Origin of the sequence: Jeongeupia sp. HS-3 (genome assembly GCF_015140455.1) — a bacterium.
Lineage (GTDB): Bacteria > Pseudomonadota > Gammaproteobacteria > Burkholderiales > Chitinibacteraceae > Jeongeupia.
Genome location: NZ_AP024094.1, coordinates 2,494,815 through 2,508,651, shown reverse-complemented (window position 1 = coordinate 2,508,651; position 13,837 = coordinate 2,494,815). Strand labels below are relative to the sequence as shown.

Annotated in this window: 13 protein-coding genes and 1 riboswitch; of the genes, 5 read left to right on the top strand and 8 right to left on the bottom strand. The window is 63.9% G+C overall.

Annotated features, from left to right (window positions below; genetic code table 11):
* Nucleotides 1–4: 4 nt before the first annotated feature.
* The 5 genes from JLC71_RS11990 to paeA form a co-directional block, all read right to left on the bottom strand.
* Nucleotides 5–205 (bottom strand): hypothetical protein, encoded by a 201-nt coding sequence (locus tag JLC71_RS11990; protein WP_200915701.1) that lies wholly within the window; start codon nucleotides 203–205, stop codon nucleotides 5–7.
* An 87-nt stretch (nucleotides 206–292) separates the two neighbouring features.
* Entirely contained in the window at nucleotides 293–898 is a 606-nt protein-coding gene (locus JLC71_RS11985) for a DUF938 domain-containing protein (protein ID WP_200915700.1), read from the bottom strand.
* Nucleotides 899–903: 5 nt separating this feature from the next.
* Complete coding sequence (locus JLC71_RS11980) at nucleotides 904–2,397, bottom strand: AMP nucleosidase (protein ID WP_200915699.1); 1,494 nt, start codon at nucleotides 2,395–2,397, stop codon at nucleotides 904–906.
* 387 nt (nucleotides 2,398–2,784) lie between these two features.
* The gene (gene ahcY, locus JLC71_RS11975; protein WP_200918348.1) at nucleotides 2,785–4,185 is read right to left on the bottom strand and encodes an adenosylhomocysteinase; all 1,401 of its coding nucleotides are present in this window, start codon (nucleotides 4,183–4,185) and stop codon (nucleotides 2,785–2,787) included.
* 67 nt (nucleotides 4,186–4,252) lie between these two features.
* Nucleotides 4,253–4,335: riboswitch (S-adenosyl-L-homocysteine riboswitch) on the bottom strand.
* 31 nt (nucleotides 4,336–4,366) lie between these two features.
* Entirely contained in the window at nucleotides 4,367–5,701 is a 1,335-nt protein-coding gene (gene paeA, locus JLC71_RS11970) for a polyamine export protein PaeA (RefSeq protein WP_200915698.1), read from the bottom strand.
* Between the two features lie 198 nt (nucleotides 5,702–5,899).
* On the opposite strand from paeA, the gene JLC71_RS11965 reads away from it, so the two are divergent.
* Nucleotides 5,900–6,508, top strand: coding sequence for a lipid-binding SYLF domain-containing protein (locus JLC71_RS11965; RefSeq protein ID WP_200915697.1), 609 nt, complete (start codon nucleotides 5,900–5,902; stop codon nucleotides 6,506–6,508).
* 90 nt (nucleotides 6,509–6,598) lie between these two features.
* Nucleotides 6,599–7,162 (top strand): lipid-binding SYLF domain-containing protein, encoded by a 564-nt coding sequence (locus JLC71_RS11960; protein WP_200915696.1) that lies wholly within the window; start codon nucleotides 6,599–6,601, stop codon nucleotides 7,160–7,162.
* Between the two features lie 197 nt (nucleotides 7,163–7,359).
* On the opposite strand, the gene JLC71_RS11955 is transcribed toward JLC71_RS11960, so the two are convergent.
* The 3 genes from JLC71_RS11955 to JLC71_RS11945 are packed head-to-tail and all read right to left on the bottom strand — an operon-like array spanning nucleotide 7,360 to nucleotide 10,839.
* Nucleotides 7,360–7,683, bottom strand: coding sequence for a rhodanese-like domain-containing protein (locus tag JLC71_RS11955; protein WP_200915695.1), 324 nt, complete (start codon nucleotides 7,681–7,683; stop codon nucleotides 7,360–7,362).
* 52 nt (nucleotides 7,684–7,735) lie between these two features.
* Nucleotides 7,736–9,337: an NAD(P)-binding protein gene (locus JLC71_RS11950; RefSeq protein ID WP_200915694.1), complete on the bottom strand. Its 1,602-nt coding sequence runs from the start codon at nucleotides 9,335–9,337 to the stop codon at nucleotides 7,736–7,738.
* The gene (locus JLC71_RS11945; protein ID WP_200915693.1) at nucleotides 9,334–10,839 is read right to left on the bottom strand and encodes a polyamine aminopropyltransferase; all 1,506 of its coding nucleotides are present in this window, start codon (nucleotides 10,837–10,839) and stop codon (nucleotides 9,334–9,336) included. Before JLC71_RS11945 ends, JLC71_RS11950 begins: the two co-directional genes overlap by 4 nt.
* Nucleotides 10,840–10,914: 75 nt before the next feature.
* Between JLC71_RS11945 and JLC71_RS11940 the strand changes: the two genes are divergently transcribed.
* From JLC71_RS11940 to JLC71_RS11930, 3 genes are read left to right on the top strand one after another with little or no spacing between them, the layout of a single operon-like run.
* Complete coding sequence (locus JLC71_RS11940; protein ID WP_200915692.1) at nucleotides 10,915–11,301, top strand: DUF350 domain-containing protein; 387 nt, start codon at nucleotides 10,915–10,917, stop codon at nucleotides 11,299–11,301.
* A gap of 36 nt (nucleotides 11,302–11,337) precedes the next feature.
* Entirely contained in the window at nucleotides 11,338–12,375 is a 1,038-nt protein-coding gene (locus JLC71_RS11935) for an SPFH domain-containing protein (RefSeq protein ID WP_200918347.1), read from the top strand.
* Nucleotides 12,375–13,835 carry a DUF4178 domain-containing protein gene (locus JLC71_RS11930; RefSeq protein WP_200915691.1) on the top strand — a complete coding sequence of 487 codons (1,461 nt, stop codon included), beginning with the start codon at nucleotides 12,375–12,377 and terminating at the stop codon, nucleotides 13,833–13,835. The genes JLC71_RS11935 and JLC71_RS11930 overlap by 1 nt, the downstream gene beginning before the upstream one ends.
* The last annotated feature ends 2 nt before the right edge of the window (nucleotides 13,836–13,837 follow it).

Here is a 13,837-nt window from a genome sequence, read left to right as displayed (position 1 = left end):
CGTCTTAAGATTGAGATTGGGCAAAGAGCTTGTCGTCGGCGGCGAGCAGTATCGGGTAATCGCGGTCGCGCACATGCACCGACCTGGCGCCCTCGACCGGGTTGAACCACGATGATTCTTCCCGACGGAAACCGCGCGCGGCCAGCGTGCGGATGGGCGATTCGAGCGCGGCGTCCTTGCCCGGAATGAAGCTTTCGGTTTGCACCGGGGAGCCGGAGTTTGGATGGAATGTACACGGCGCCGGGGCCGGCGCGCGCCACTTTTTTACCGGTGGCGCCTGGCCGGCCGCGCTTCAGCCGTGTTTGCGGAATACGACGCTCAGGTTGTTGGCCGGCATCGCGACGACCTCGGTCAGCTCGAAGCCGGCCTCAAAGGCAACGGCGGTCACGGCTTCAAGGTCGCGCACGCCCCACGCCGGGTCGACGGACTGCAGCTGCGCGTCGAATGCCGCGTTGCTCGGCGCGGTGTGCGCACCGTCACGGCGATACGGCCCGTACAGGTAGACGACGCCACCGGCCGGCAGCACGCGGGCGGCGCCGGCGAACAGCGCCAGCGTCGCCGACCACGGCGAGATATGGATCATGTTGATGCACACCAGCGCCTGCGCCGAGGCTATGCCCCAGTCGGCATCGCGCACGTCCAGCGCCAGCGGTGGCGGCATCACCGGGACGGCCGGCGCGGTCCACGCGGCGATCGATGCGCGTGATGGCGCATCCGGATCGCTGGTCTGCCAGACGAGCGCCGGCAGCGCGCTGGCAAAGTACGCCGCGTGCTGGCCACTGCCGCTGGCGATTTCCAGCACCGTGCCGGTCTCGGGCAGCACGCGCTGCAGCACGGCCAGAATGGCGTCGCGGTTGCGCCCGGTCGCGGGGGCGAACAAGCGGGGGTCGGACTGCATGGGGCTCACTGGAAAGCGACTTCGGCGAAGCTGCGCAGCTTGCGGCTGTGCAACTGGTCGACGCCCTGTTCGCGCAGCAGCTCCATTGCGCGGATGCCGATGCGCAGGTGCTGGTCGACGCGCTCGCGGTAGAAGTGGTTGGCCATGCCCGGCAGCTTGATCTCGCCGTGCAGCGGCTTGTCCGATACGCACAGCAGCGTGCCGTAGGGGACGCGGAAGCGGAAGCCGTTGGCGGCGATGGTCGCGCTTTCCATGTCGAGCGCGACGGCGCGGCTCTGGCTGAAGCGGCGCTGCGGCGCGTTGTCCGGCAGCAGCTCCCAGTTTCTGTTATCGGTACTGGCGACGGTGCCGGTGCGCATGACGCGTTTCAGCTCCGACCCCGCGATCTGCGTGACGTCGGACACCGCCGCCTGCAGCGCGACCTGGATTTCGGCCAGCGCCGGAATCGGTACCCACAGTGGCAGATCCTGATCGAGCACGTGGTCTTCGCGCACGTAGCCGTGCGCCAGCACGTAGTCGCCGAGCTGCTGCGTCTGCCGCAGGCCGGCGCAATGGCCGAGCATGATCCACGCGTGCGGGCGCAGCACGGCGACGTGGTCGGTCGCGGTCTTGGCGTTGGCCGGGCCGACGCCGATATTGATCATGGTGATGCCGCTGTGGTCGGCACGAATCAGGTGGTAGGCCGGCATTTGCGGTAGCCGCGGCGGCGCCACGCCGAGCGCATCGGCGGCCTCGGCGGCGAGGCCGACGCGACGGGTGATCACGTTGCCGGGCTCGACGAAGGCGATGTATTCGCTGTCCGGATCGCTCATTGCCTCGAGGCCGAGGCGGATGAATTCGTCGATGTAGAACTGGTAGTTGGTGAACAGAATGAAGTTCTGGAAATGCTCGGGCTGGGTGCCCGAGTAATGGCGCAGCCGGTGCAGCGAATAATCGACGCGCGGTGCGGTGAACAGCGACAAGGGCTGCGGTTCGCCGGCTTTCGGCTCGTAGGTGCCGTTGGCGATGCCGTCGTCCATCGCCGCCAGATCGGGCAGGTCGAACACGTCGCGCATCAGCTGGCGCCGCCCAGGGCTAAGGCTGCCTTCGATATGGTCGTTCTCGGCGAACGAGAAGTGCACCGGGATCGGCTGGGTGCTGACGCCGATTTCCAGCTCGACACCATGGTTCTGCAGCAGCAAGGCGAATTGCTCGTGGTAGTAGCGCTCGAACAGATCGGGCCGGGTCAGCGTGGTCTCGAAGCGCCCCGGGCCGGCGACGAAGCCGAACGAGAGGTGCAGGCCGTCGACCGGGTGCAGCCGCGATACGGTGTCGGTCTGGATGCGCACATAGGGATAGCAGGCGCGCACATGGCCGGGCAGCGTTTCGCCGGCGACAAAGCGCGCCATCGCGTCACGCAGGTGGGCGAGGCTGGATTCGTAAACGGCCCGGACTTGCGCCAGCGCAGCGTCGGCATCGGTGTAGCGGGTCGGAGCAATGAAAACGGGTTGATGGTGCATGGCGCGGTTGTCCGGTGGCAGGGCGTATGAAGTTGGAAAGTGTCTGGCCGATTTTGGCACGGCTGGCATCACCTGCGTGTGACGCGGGCGCAGAAAAGGGGCCGAAGCCCCTTGGATCCGCCAACAAAACGCTGCTGGCTGCGTTGTACTCGCTTGCCGTACCAACTTGTACTGTCTGCGCTTCGTACGCCTTGCCAGCACCGCTGCGCTGCGTTTTGTCGGCGGCTCTTGGCAAGTGCTGTCGGACGGTACAAATCAGTCTCAGTCGCTGAGCGAGCCAAAGCAGGTCGCGTCCGCCCGGAACACAGAAACCGGAATGGACATGTGGTCCATGAGGATTTCGAGTACCGGACGGGTGCGAGATGCGCAGGCGCAGCCAGCGAATGATCAGTAGCGGTAGTGCGCCGGCTTGAACGGGCCGCTCTTGGCCACATTGATGTACGCGGCCTGTTCGTCGGTCAGCGTGGTCAGCTTGGCGCCGATGCGGCCCAGATGCAGGCGGGCGACCATTTCGTCGAGGTGCTTGGGCAGCACGTACACGCCGACCGGGTATTGCTCGAGCTTGGTGAAGAGTTCGATCTGCGCCAGCACCTGGTTGGCGAACGAGTTCGACATCACGAAGCTCGGGTGGCCGGTGGCGCAGCCGAGGTTCACCAGGCGGCCTTCGGCCAGCAGGATGATGCGCTTGCCGTCTTCGAACTCGATATGGTCGACCTGCGGCTTGATGTTGTCCCACTCGTACTGGCGCAGCGACGCGACTTCGATTTCCGAATCGAAGTGACCGATGTTGCAGACGATGGCGTTGTGCTTCATCGCCTTCATGTGATCGTGGGTGATCACGGCGACGTTGCCGGTGGTGGTGACGAAGATGTCGCCCTGATCGGCGACTTCGTCCATCAGCACCACGCGGTAGCCTTCCATTGCCGCTTGCAGCGCGCAGATCGGATCGACTTCGGTGACCCACACGGTCGCGCCGAGGCCGCGCAGTGATTGCGCGCAGCCCTTGCCCACGTCGCCGTAGCCCAGCACGATCGCGACCTTGCCGGCGATCATCACGTCGGTGGCGCGCTTGATGCCGTCGACCAGCGATTCGCGGCAGCCGTACAGGTTGTCGAATTTGGACTTGGTGACCGAGTCGTTGACGTTGATCGCCGGGAAGGCGAGCTGGCCCTTCTCGTGCATCTGGTACAGCCGGTGCACGCCGGTGGTGGTTTCCTCGGTCACGCCCTTGATGTGCGCGAGGCGGGTCGAGTACCACTTCGGATCCTTGGCGATTTGCGCCTTGATCGCTGCGTACAGCACGGTTTCTTCTTCGTTGGTCGGCTTGGCAACCAGCGACAGATCGGTTTCGGCGCGTGCGCCCAGATGCAGCAGCAAGGTTGCATCGCCGCCGTCGTCGAGGATCAGGTTGGCGTATTCGCCGTCGCCGAAGTCGAAAATGCGGTGGGTGAAGTCCCAGTATTCTTCGAGCGATTCGCCCTTGTACGCGAACACCGGCGTGCCGGCGGCGGCGATCGCCGCGGCGGCGTGGTCCTGGGTCGAGAAGATGTTGCACGACACCCAGCGCACTTGCGCGCCGAGCGCCTGCAGTGCCTCGATCAGCACGCCGGTCTGGATGGTCATGTGGATGCTGCCGGCGATGCGCGCGCCCTTCAGCGGCTGCGCGGCGCCAAACTGCTCGCGCACGGCCATCAGGCCCGGCATTTCGGTTTCGGCGATGTTCAGCTCCTTGCGGCCCCAGGCGGCAAGGGAGAGATCGGCGACGTGAAAATCGTTGAATTCGGCCACGGTGTAGTCCTTCGTGTGGCCGGGAGGGATGCGGCTCACCCGCTATCCCCGTGCCCGGCACGGGTTGGTCAGGTGAGCGCCGTTGGATTCATTCCGAGCCTGGCGCCGTCTGGCTGATGGCCGGGCGGGGTCGCAACGCTCCTCGGAAGGGCTTGAATTCTATCGGCTTTTGATGAATCCGTCAGCCGTCTCCGTTCGATGCGGCGGGCGTTGCGCCCGGCGGCAGCCGGGTCACCAGGACCTGATCGATCCGGTAGTGGTCGATGTCGACGACCTCGAACCGGTAGCCGCGGCAGTTGATCGCTTCGGCCTTCTTCGGGATCTTCTTCAACAGATACATCAACAGCCCGGCGACGGTTTCGTAGTTCTCCTCGTCGGGCAGGTCGTCGATCTCCAGTACGGATTTCAGATCGGTGATCGGCGTGACGCCGTCGACCAGCCAAGAGGTTTCGTCGCGGCGGACGATCTGGTCCTGCTGCGAGAGGTCGGTGACGTTGCCGATCAGATGGCGGATCACGTCGTTGAGCGTGAAGATGCCGACGACCAGCGCGTATTCGTTGATGACGACGGCGAAGTCCTCGTGGGTTTCCTTGAAACGGTCGAGCGCCTCGGACAGCGAAATCGTATCGGGCACCAGCAGCACGCTTTTGACCGCGACCTGACGCATGCCCGCCTGCAAGGCTTCGGGCGCACTTTTGAGCACATGCTGCAGCAGATCCTTGGCGTCGACATAGGCGTAGACGCTGTCGATGCCGTCGCGGCACAAGAGGAACTTGGCGTGCGGCTCGTCGGTGATTTTCTGGCGGATGGTGTCGTTGCTGTCGGTGTCGGTGAAGAAAATCACCAGCTCGCGCGAGGTCATCACCGAGGTGACGAAGCGCTCGCCCAGCTCGAACATGTTTTCAATGAACAGGTGATCCTTGCGCTGCAAGGTGCCGGCTTCGGCGCCGGCGTCGACCAGCGCAACGATCTCGTCCGAGGTGATCGATTCGATCCGCTGCATCGGCACCTTGAAGATGCGGAAAATCAGATTGGCGATGCCATCGAACAACCACACCAGCGGCCGCAGCAGCCTGGTGCAGAGCATCATCGGCCGGACGATGCGCACCGCCATCTGTTCGGGCTGCAGCATGCCCAGGCGCTTGGGAATCAGATCGGCGAACTGGATGAACAGCGCGGTGGTGATGAGGAAGGACGCCAGAAAGCTCAAGGTGGTGGCCAGTTGTTCGTCCGGATACAGCGAATGGATGATCTTGCTCAGATAGGGGGTGAAGGTGCTGTCGCCGATGATGCCGCCCAGAATCGCAACCGCATTGACGCCCACCTGCACCACGGTGAAGAAGTCGCCGGGTTTTTCCTGCAGCGCGATCACCAGCGGCGCGTTGGTCTCGCCCTCGTCGGCCATCGTCTGCAGCCGGAATTTGCGCGAGGCGGCGAGCGCGATCTCGGAAATGGAAAAGAAGGCGCTGAAACCGAGCAGCACCAGCAGGATGAAAAAGCCGCTAGTCAGGCTCATGGTGGATATCCTTGTTGACGGTGCCATCGTCTGGCAGCGGTCATTGTGTAGCGCCCGACTGTAGCACGCGCCTGTCGGTGTGGTTTCTATGGTTCCGGAGCCAGCCACTGCGGCCCATGTTTGGGAATTATTATGTAATCCATTGAAGCGTATGAACTATCTTGAGAGTTCATCCCCGCAGCGCAAGGAGGTCAGATCATGAATCGCAAGTGGTTATTCCCCATCGTATTCATCGGCGTGCTGGCGGCGCAACCGGTATTGGCCGAGGCCATCAGCGATCAGGCCCAGCCTGAAGCGCAGGCGAAGACGCCGGCCGCACAGCGCGCCAAGATTCGCCAGATCGCCAACGAAACGCTGGCCGATTTGTACAAGGCCCACCCCGATACGCAAGCCGCGATCGCCAAGTCGGCTGGCTATGCGGTGTTCGATACCGGCGGTGCGATGATCCTGTTCGCCGGGGCCGGTGGAGGCAGCGGCGTGGCGGTGAGCCTGCCGTCGAAGAAGGAAACCTTCATGGGCGTCGCCCAAGCCAAGGCTGGGCTTGGTCTGGGCATCAAGAACTCGCGGCTGGTGCTGGTGTTCCTGAGCCAGAAGTCGTTCAACAAATTCATCACTTCGGGCTGGGCCTTCAGCGGTGAGGCGACCGCCGCGGCCAAGGCCAACGACAAGGGCATCGGCCTGACCGGCGCCAGCATGATTTCGCGCGATGTCTACGCCTATCAATTCACCGAAAACGGCCTGACCGCCGAGGCAACGGTCGCCGGCAGCAAATATTACGTCGACAAGAAACTCAACGCCGGCAAGTGAGCGTTCACGCCGCCGGCGGGTATTTGCATCCTGCCGGCGACGTCACTTCTGGATAAAGTAGTTGTCTTTTACGACTAATCTAGGGCTGTCATGCGCCGCATACTTATTCTTGCCTTGCTGGCCTGCAGCGCCATGGCCCATGCCGGGCTCTTCACGTCCGATAGCCCTGCCACGACGCGCAGCAAACTGCGCTCGATGAGTGCGCAGACCCTCACCCAGCTGTACCACAGCTATCCAGCGTCGAAAAAGCTGCTCGGACATAGCGTCGGCTATGCGGTATTCGACGCGTTCAGCGCCAAATTCATGGTTGCCGGCGGTGGTACGGGTCATGGCATTGCGGTCGACCGTCGCAACAGCCACGTTACCTATATGGATATGGTCGGCGCGCAGGCCGGTTTTGGTCTTGGCGCCAAAAGCTACCGGCAGGTCTTCGTGTTCGAGAGCCGCGGCGCGCTGAACAACTTCATCCATTCGGGCTGGCAGTTCGGCGCGCAGGCCAATGCCTCGGCCAAGAGCGGCAAGGAAGGTGCCGATTACGCCGGTGCCGCCAGCATTGCGCCCGGTGTGTGGATGTATCAGATGACCGAAACCGGCTTGGCCGCCGAACTGACGCTGACCGGCGCCAAGTATTCGGTTGATTCAGCTTTGAATTGAGTCGGGTTGTGCGGGATAAATGTCCGATGGATTGAAGCTATTTCAGCAGGTGAGCCCGCCCGGTCGGGCTCACCCGACGCGCAGGCGCCGGGATGGGCTTGAGGTCCATGAGCATGCTCCGATAGAAAGCCCGCTTGGGGTGTTCGGCGCATCGGATGGGGCCGGGATGGCAGGCGCAGCCATCGAATGAGATCGGTTTAGTAGCGCGGGCAGGCCGGGTCTACCTCATCGGCCCACGCCGCCATGCCGCCATCCAGATTGATCAGCTGGCTGAAGCCGTTGCGCTCCAGAAAGCCGGCGACCTGATAGCTGCGCATGCCGTGGTGGCAGATCACCACCGTTGGCGCGTCCGGGTCGAGTTCGAGCTGGCGCGACGGTATCTCGCCCATCGCAATATGTGTGATGCCGGGCAGGCTGCAAATGCCGACTTCCCAGCCTTCGCGCACATCGAGCAAGACCGGCTTGGCGCGGGTGTCGTCGGCGAGCCAGTCGGCCAATACGGTTGGAGAGAGGTGCTGCATGGTCTTGCCCTGTGTCTGAGTGATTTTGCCGATTGTGCCACAGCCCCGGCGGTCAACCGAGCAAGCGCTCGGCCGCCTTCCAGCCCCACCACGCCGCTTCCTCGAAAATCGAGTATCCCGACAGATCGCTGTGCGCAAACAATAGCTTGCCGTCGGCGCGAGCCAAGGCCTGCGTGCCGGCGTTGTTCAGAAAGCCCGGCCGCGGCGACGGCATCGCGTGGCCGCGCAGCGTGATTTCAACGTCGCGACAATTGCGCGCCAGCCGCCAGCCGTACACGGTGGCGAGATCGCTGGCGGCCAGCTCATAGAGTTCGTCGGCGCTCGCCTTTGCCAACCAGGCGCGCACCTCGCGCGGCGAGCGATCCGAGAGTGCGTAGTAGGCGGTAAACACGCTGCGCTCGGGGCGCGCGGCGCGGATCAGCTGATGGGTGGCGACGACGTAGCCGAGGCCCTTGCCCTGATAAACGACGTTGTCCCACGCCAGTGCTTCGCCGCCTTGCTCGCTCGGAAAATGATCCATCGCGAAATTGGCGACCAGCCACGGTGCGTGCTCGGGCGTGTGGATCGCCGGATCGAAACCGTAAGCGCCGATGTTTTCGACCACATGCGTCGCGACCATCAGCGGCATCGCGATCACCGCGCGTTTGGCGTGAATGCGGATCAGCTTGCCGCCTTGCCACACCAGCGCCTCGACGCCGTCGCGGCGCTCGCGCACGCGCACGACGCTACCCGCCAGCGTGCGTGCCGGCGTGATCGCGGCCAGCAGGTGCCGCGCCGGGGTATTGAGCCCGTCGGCCCATGTCAGCACCGCATCGCCGTCGCCATTGCGTGCCTTGCCGTCGCGACTGGCGAAGTAATGCAGCCCGGCCCACGCCGAGGTATGCGCCAGATCGGTGCCGAAATCGTCGCGGCAGCAATACTCCAGATACCACAGCAGGCTGGGCGCCGTGTAACCGTTGCGCGCCAGCCAGTGCGCGAAGGTCTCGGCATCGAGCGCGCGCCATTGCGGATCGCTGGATGAGAGTGCCAGCGGGATCTCGAACAAGCGCAAACCGTCACTGCCGCGCCGGGTTTTCAGCGCCTCGACATATCTATAAAAGCGCTGCTGCTCGGCGACCTCATGCGCCGGCACGCCATGATGTGGCTGCACACCGTCCTGCCAGCGGCCGTTGATCCACAGTCGCGATTCGGGCGCGTGCACCAGTGCCGACTCGTCGTATTCGGGCGCGGCGGCGAAGGCGTCGTTGCTCAGACGCATCTCGGCCAACAGCGTGCGCACATGCTTCGATGCCAACGTCGGCAGCGGTAAATAGTGCGCGCCGGTCGGGCAGGCCATGCCGGCCAGATTGCTGGCGGCGGCGTTGCCGAACGGCTCGGGGCCGGTGACGAGCACGAAGTTGCGATAGCCCTCGCGCGCCAGCCGCCAGCCCGCGGTCAGCCCGGCAATGCCGCTGCCGAGAATCGCCACGTCGGTATGGATTTCGCCGCTGATGTTTTGACTAGGGGGAGGCAGGGCGCGTCGTTCGCGCAGCGCATGGCCGGTGTCCATGCCGGGGCGGGCAATGCGGATGCGCGGCGTGAAGGCGCCGCAGCCGGGCAGTGTGGCCGCGAGGGTCGCGGCGATGCCGGCTTGGAGAAACTGCCTGCGTCTCATCGCTGCACGTTGCGCCAGTCCTGCTCGAAATAATGCACCAGCGACTGGGTATTGAGCCGGTTCGGCTCGACCTTGCTCGGCTGCATATCGGGCGGGAAGTCGAACATCAGCTTGATCGCGCCGGCATCGAGATAGCGCGTCGGCACCGGTATCGCCGTCGGTGGCGTGTAACGCGCGCCGGCGATGATGAAGCCCCACTCGCCAAACGACGGCACGTAGGTGTGATACGGCCAGGTATTGTTGAAGCCGGCCTCCTTCAGCGTCGCGTTGATGCTCCAGAAGCTTTGCGGCGCGAAATACGGCGAGGTCGACTGCACCACTACCAAGCCCGATTCGGCGACATGGCGCTTCAGCAGCCGGTACATCGGCACCGAATACAGCTTGCCGAGCGCGAAGTTGGACGGATCGGGGAAATCGATGATCACCGCGTCGAAGACCTCGTCGTTTTGCTCCAGCCAGCGCCCGGCGTCGTCGTTGACGACGTGCACGCGCTTGTCCTTGAGCGAGCCTTGATTCAGCGCGGTCAACGCGGGTGCGGTCGAAAACAGCTTGGTCATCGCCGGGTCGAGATCGACCAGGGTGACCGATTCGATCTGCGGGTACTTGAGCAACTCGCGCGCGGCCAGTCCGTCGCCACCGCCGAGTACCAGCACCCGCCGGGCCCACGGCAAGGTGGCCATGACCGGATGCACCAGCGCCTCGTGGTAGCGGTGTTCGTCACGGCTGGAGAATTGCAGATTGCCGTTGATGTGCAGCCGCAGGTCGTCGTGCCAGCGGGTCACCACCAGGCGCTGATAGGGCGTGGTTTCGGCGTGGATGATGTCATCGCCGAAGATGCCTTTCTCCGACCATTGCACCAGGTGATCCGCGGCGAAAAAGCCGCCGATCAGCAGCGCCAGCACCACGAGTGCGCGACTGAGCTGGGCGCGATAGCCGGGCAGCGCATGGCGGAAATGGTGTGCGGTCCAGATCGCCACGGCGACATTGCAGATGCCGAAGAGGAAGCCGGTACGCGCCAGCCCGAGCTTGGGCGCGAGCACCAGTGGAAATAGCAGGGATACCGCCAGCGCGCCGAGGTAATCGAAGGTCAGCACCCGGCTCACCAGCTCGCGGAACTCGGCCTGGCGCTGGTTCAGCACCCGCATCACCAGCGGAATTTCCATGCCGACGAGGATGCCGATGATCACCACCAGCGCGTACAGCACGGTGCGAAACGGCGTTGCCAGCCAGCTGAACACCAAAAACAACACCGTCGCCGCGACGCCGCCGATCAGGCCGACCAGAAGCTCGATATCGATGAAACGCGCCAGCGTGTCATCGTCTTTTACATACTGGGAGAGGTGCGAGCCTATACCCATCGCAAACAGATAGGCGCCGATGATCGACGAGAACTGCAGGATCGAATCGCCGAGCAGATAGCTCGCCAGCGCGCCGGCGATCAGCTCGTAGGCCAGACCGCAAGACGCGACGACAAAAACCGAAAGAATAAGCAAACGATCCAAGGCAACAACCCGGAGTGATGATTAAATGCTTTTGTTTGACGTAAACTTCACGCCTGATTCAGCAAGGATGCCGGCATGCTACCGCTGTACACCTATTTGATCTATCTGCTCTCGGGCCTGGCGCTGGTTGCCGTGTTTGCGGCGATCTATACCCGCGTGACGCCGTTCGCCGAGATCGCGCTGATCCGCCAGGGCTGCCTTGCCGCGGCGCTGTCGTTCGGCGGCGCGCTGCTGGGTTTTTCGCTGACACTCGCGGCCAGCGCGATCATCCACGCCAGTTACCCGATGTTCCTGCTGTGGGCGGCCACGGCGATGCTGGTGCAGCTGCTGGCGTATGCGCTGCTCTCGCGGCTGTTGCCGCAGATGAATCAGGCGCTGATCGAGAACAATGTGGCGATGGGCGCGCTGATGGGCACCGTGTCGCTGGTCGTCGGGGTGATCAACGCCGCCTGCCTGTCTTAATTCATAGCTACCGTTTAGCGAGGTCTGACCATGTCTCTGGGCTCATTCATCAAGAAGCAGTTTATCGACATCCTGCAGTGGAACGAGGACAGCGACGGTGTGCTGGCCTGGCGTTTCCCGATGACGGATTTCGAAATCCAGTACGGCGCCAGCCTGACGGTGCGCGAATCGCAGCAAGCGGTGTTCATCAACGAAGGCCAGATCGCCGACGTGTTCGCACCGGGGATGTTCAAGCTGACGACCCAGACCTTGCCGGTGCTGACCTATCTGAAGAACTGGGACAAGCTGTTCGAATCGCCATTCAAAAGCGACGTCTACTTCTTCAGCACCCGCGTCCAGCTTGGCCGCAAGTGGGGCACGCCGCAGCCGATCACCATTCGCGACGCCGATTTCGGCATGGTGCGCATGCGCGCGTTCGGCATCTATTCGTACAAGCTCATCGACCCGAAGCTGTTCTTCACCGCGATCAGCGGCACGCGCGAGCAATACACGCGCGATGAACTCGAAACGCAGTTGCGCAACCTCGTTGTTTCGACGATGACCAGCACGCTCGGCGGCAGCGGCATTCCCTTCCTCGACATGGCCGCCAATCAGGCGCTGATGGGGCAGAAGATTGCCGAAGCCTTGGTGCCGACGTTCGCGCAATACGGTCTCGAACTCGACAATTTCGCCGTCGAGAATGTTTCGCTGCCCGAAGAGCTGCAGAAGGCGATCGACACCCGGATCAGCATGGGCATGGTCGGCGATCTGCACAAGTTCACCCAGTACCAGACCGCGCAGGCGATTCCGCTGGCGGCGCAGAACGAGGGCGGCTTGGCCGGCATCGGTGCCGGGCTCGGCGCCGGCGTCGGCATCGGCCAGGCGATGAGCGACGCGATGCGCGGTGCGCTCAATCCGGCCGCGCCAGTGGCCCCGGTCACCGCAGGCGTTACCTCCAGTGTTGCGGTGGGGGCTGCGGCCGATGATGCGCAAACCAAGCTCGCCAAACTCAAGGGCCTGCTCGATCAGGGGCTGATTTCGCCGGCCGATTACGACAGCGCCAAGGCCGAAGTGCTGAAGAAGCTGATCGGCTGATGTATCGCGTCGCTTGCCCTTCATGCGGTGCCGAGGTCGTTTTCCGTTCGACCATCTCGGTGATGGCCGTGTGCGAGTACTGCCGCACCGTGGTGCTGCGCGATGCGGACGCCGTGCGCGAGCAGGGCAAGCTGTCGAATGTGCTCGAAGACGCATCGCCGCTGCAGATCGGCAGCAGCGGCGTGTATCTGGGCCGGCACTTCGCGCTCGTTGGCCGCATCCAGCTGCGTTACGACGCCGGTTACTGGAACGAGTGGTACGCGCTGTTCGACGACGGCAGCGCCGGCTGGCTGGCCGAAGCCGGCGGCCAGTATGTATTCACGCTGGCGGTTAGCGACGCGACCGATATCCCGGCGTTTGAGAACCTGCGCGTTGGCGCAATCTACCGTTACGGCGGCAACAGCTACACGACGTCCGACATTCGCAGCGCCCGCTGCACCGGGGGTCAGGGCGAGCTGCCGTTTGTCGTTGGCGATGGCTGGGAAGCAAAGGTCGCCGATGCGCGCTGCCGCGAACGTTTCCTGACGCTTGATTATTCCGATGCCGAACCGCAGGTCTACGTCGGCACTGCCGCGCCGCTGGACACGCTGGCGATGCAGTTGCTGCGCGACGACGACGCCATCGTTGCCGCCGCCGGGCGCTTGCGCGGCACGCCGCAAACCTTGGCCTGCCCGAGCTGCGGCAGCCCGCTGGATTTTCCGGCCGGGGTCGCGCCGCAACTGGTGTGCCCGGCCTGCCACGCCGAGGTCGATTGCAGCGCCGATACCGCCACGCTGATCGCCAAACACGCCGAACTGGCCAGGGTGGTGACGACGCTGTCGATTGGCGACGTCGGCATGATCGACGGCCGCAAGTGGTCGGTGATCGGGCTGTTGCGCGCCCGCGAAGTCGATGAGGTGGCGTCGAGCTGGACCGAATACCTGCTCCACCACCCCAGCGGAGGCCTGCAGTGGCTGGTTGAAAGCGACGATGGCTGGGACAAGGTGCGCGTGCTCGACATCTGGCCCGAAACCGCCAGCAGCGAGCAAGCCAGCTACAAGGGCGAGATTTTCCGCCATCTCTACGATTACACCGCCGCAGTCAGCTACGCCGCCGGAGCCTTCAACTGGCGCGTCGCCGTCGGCGACCGCACGCAGATTGCCGATTACGAGCGCAACGGCGTCAAGCTGACGCGCGAATCGAGCGCGAGCGAGATGGGCTGGTCGCGCAGCGAACGCGTCTCGGCGCAGCTCGTCGGCCAATGGTTCAACAAGCCGGCCCTGGCCGCCGCCGCGCCGGCGATGAGGTTGTCGGGCGAACGCACCTCGCTGCGCGGGCCAGCGATTTTTGCAATGGGCGCCATGCTGCTGTTCAATGTACCGATCTGGTTTGCCTCCGGCCTGGACTTCGACGTCTTGCTGGTGGCCTTCATCGCCATGGTGCTGATCTGGATTCCGGCCAACCAGGACTTCAACGGCTAGCT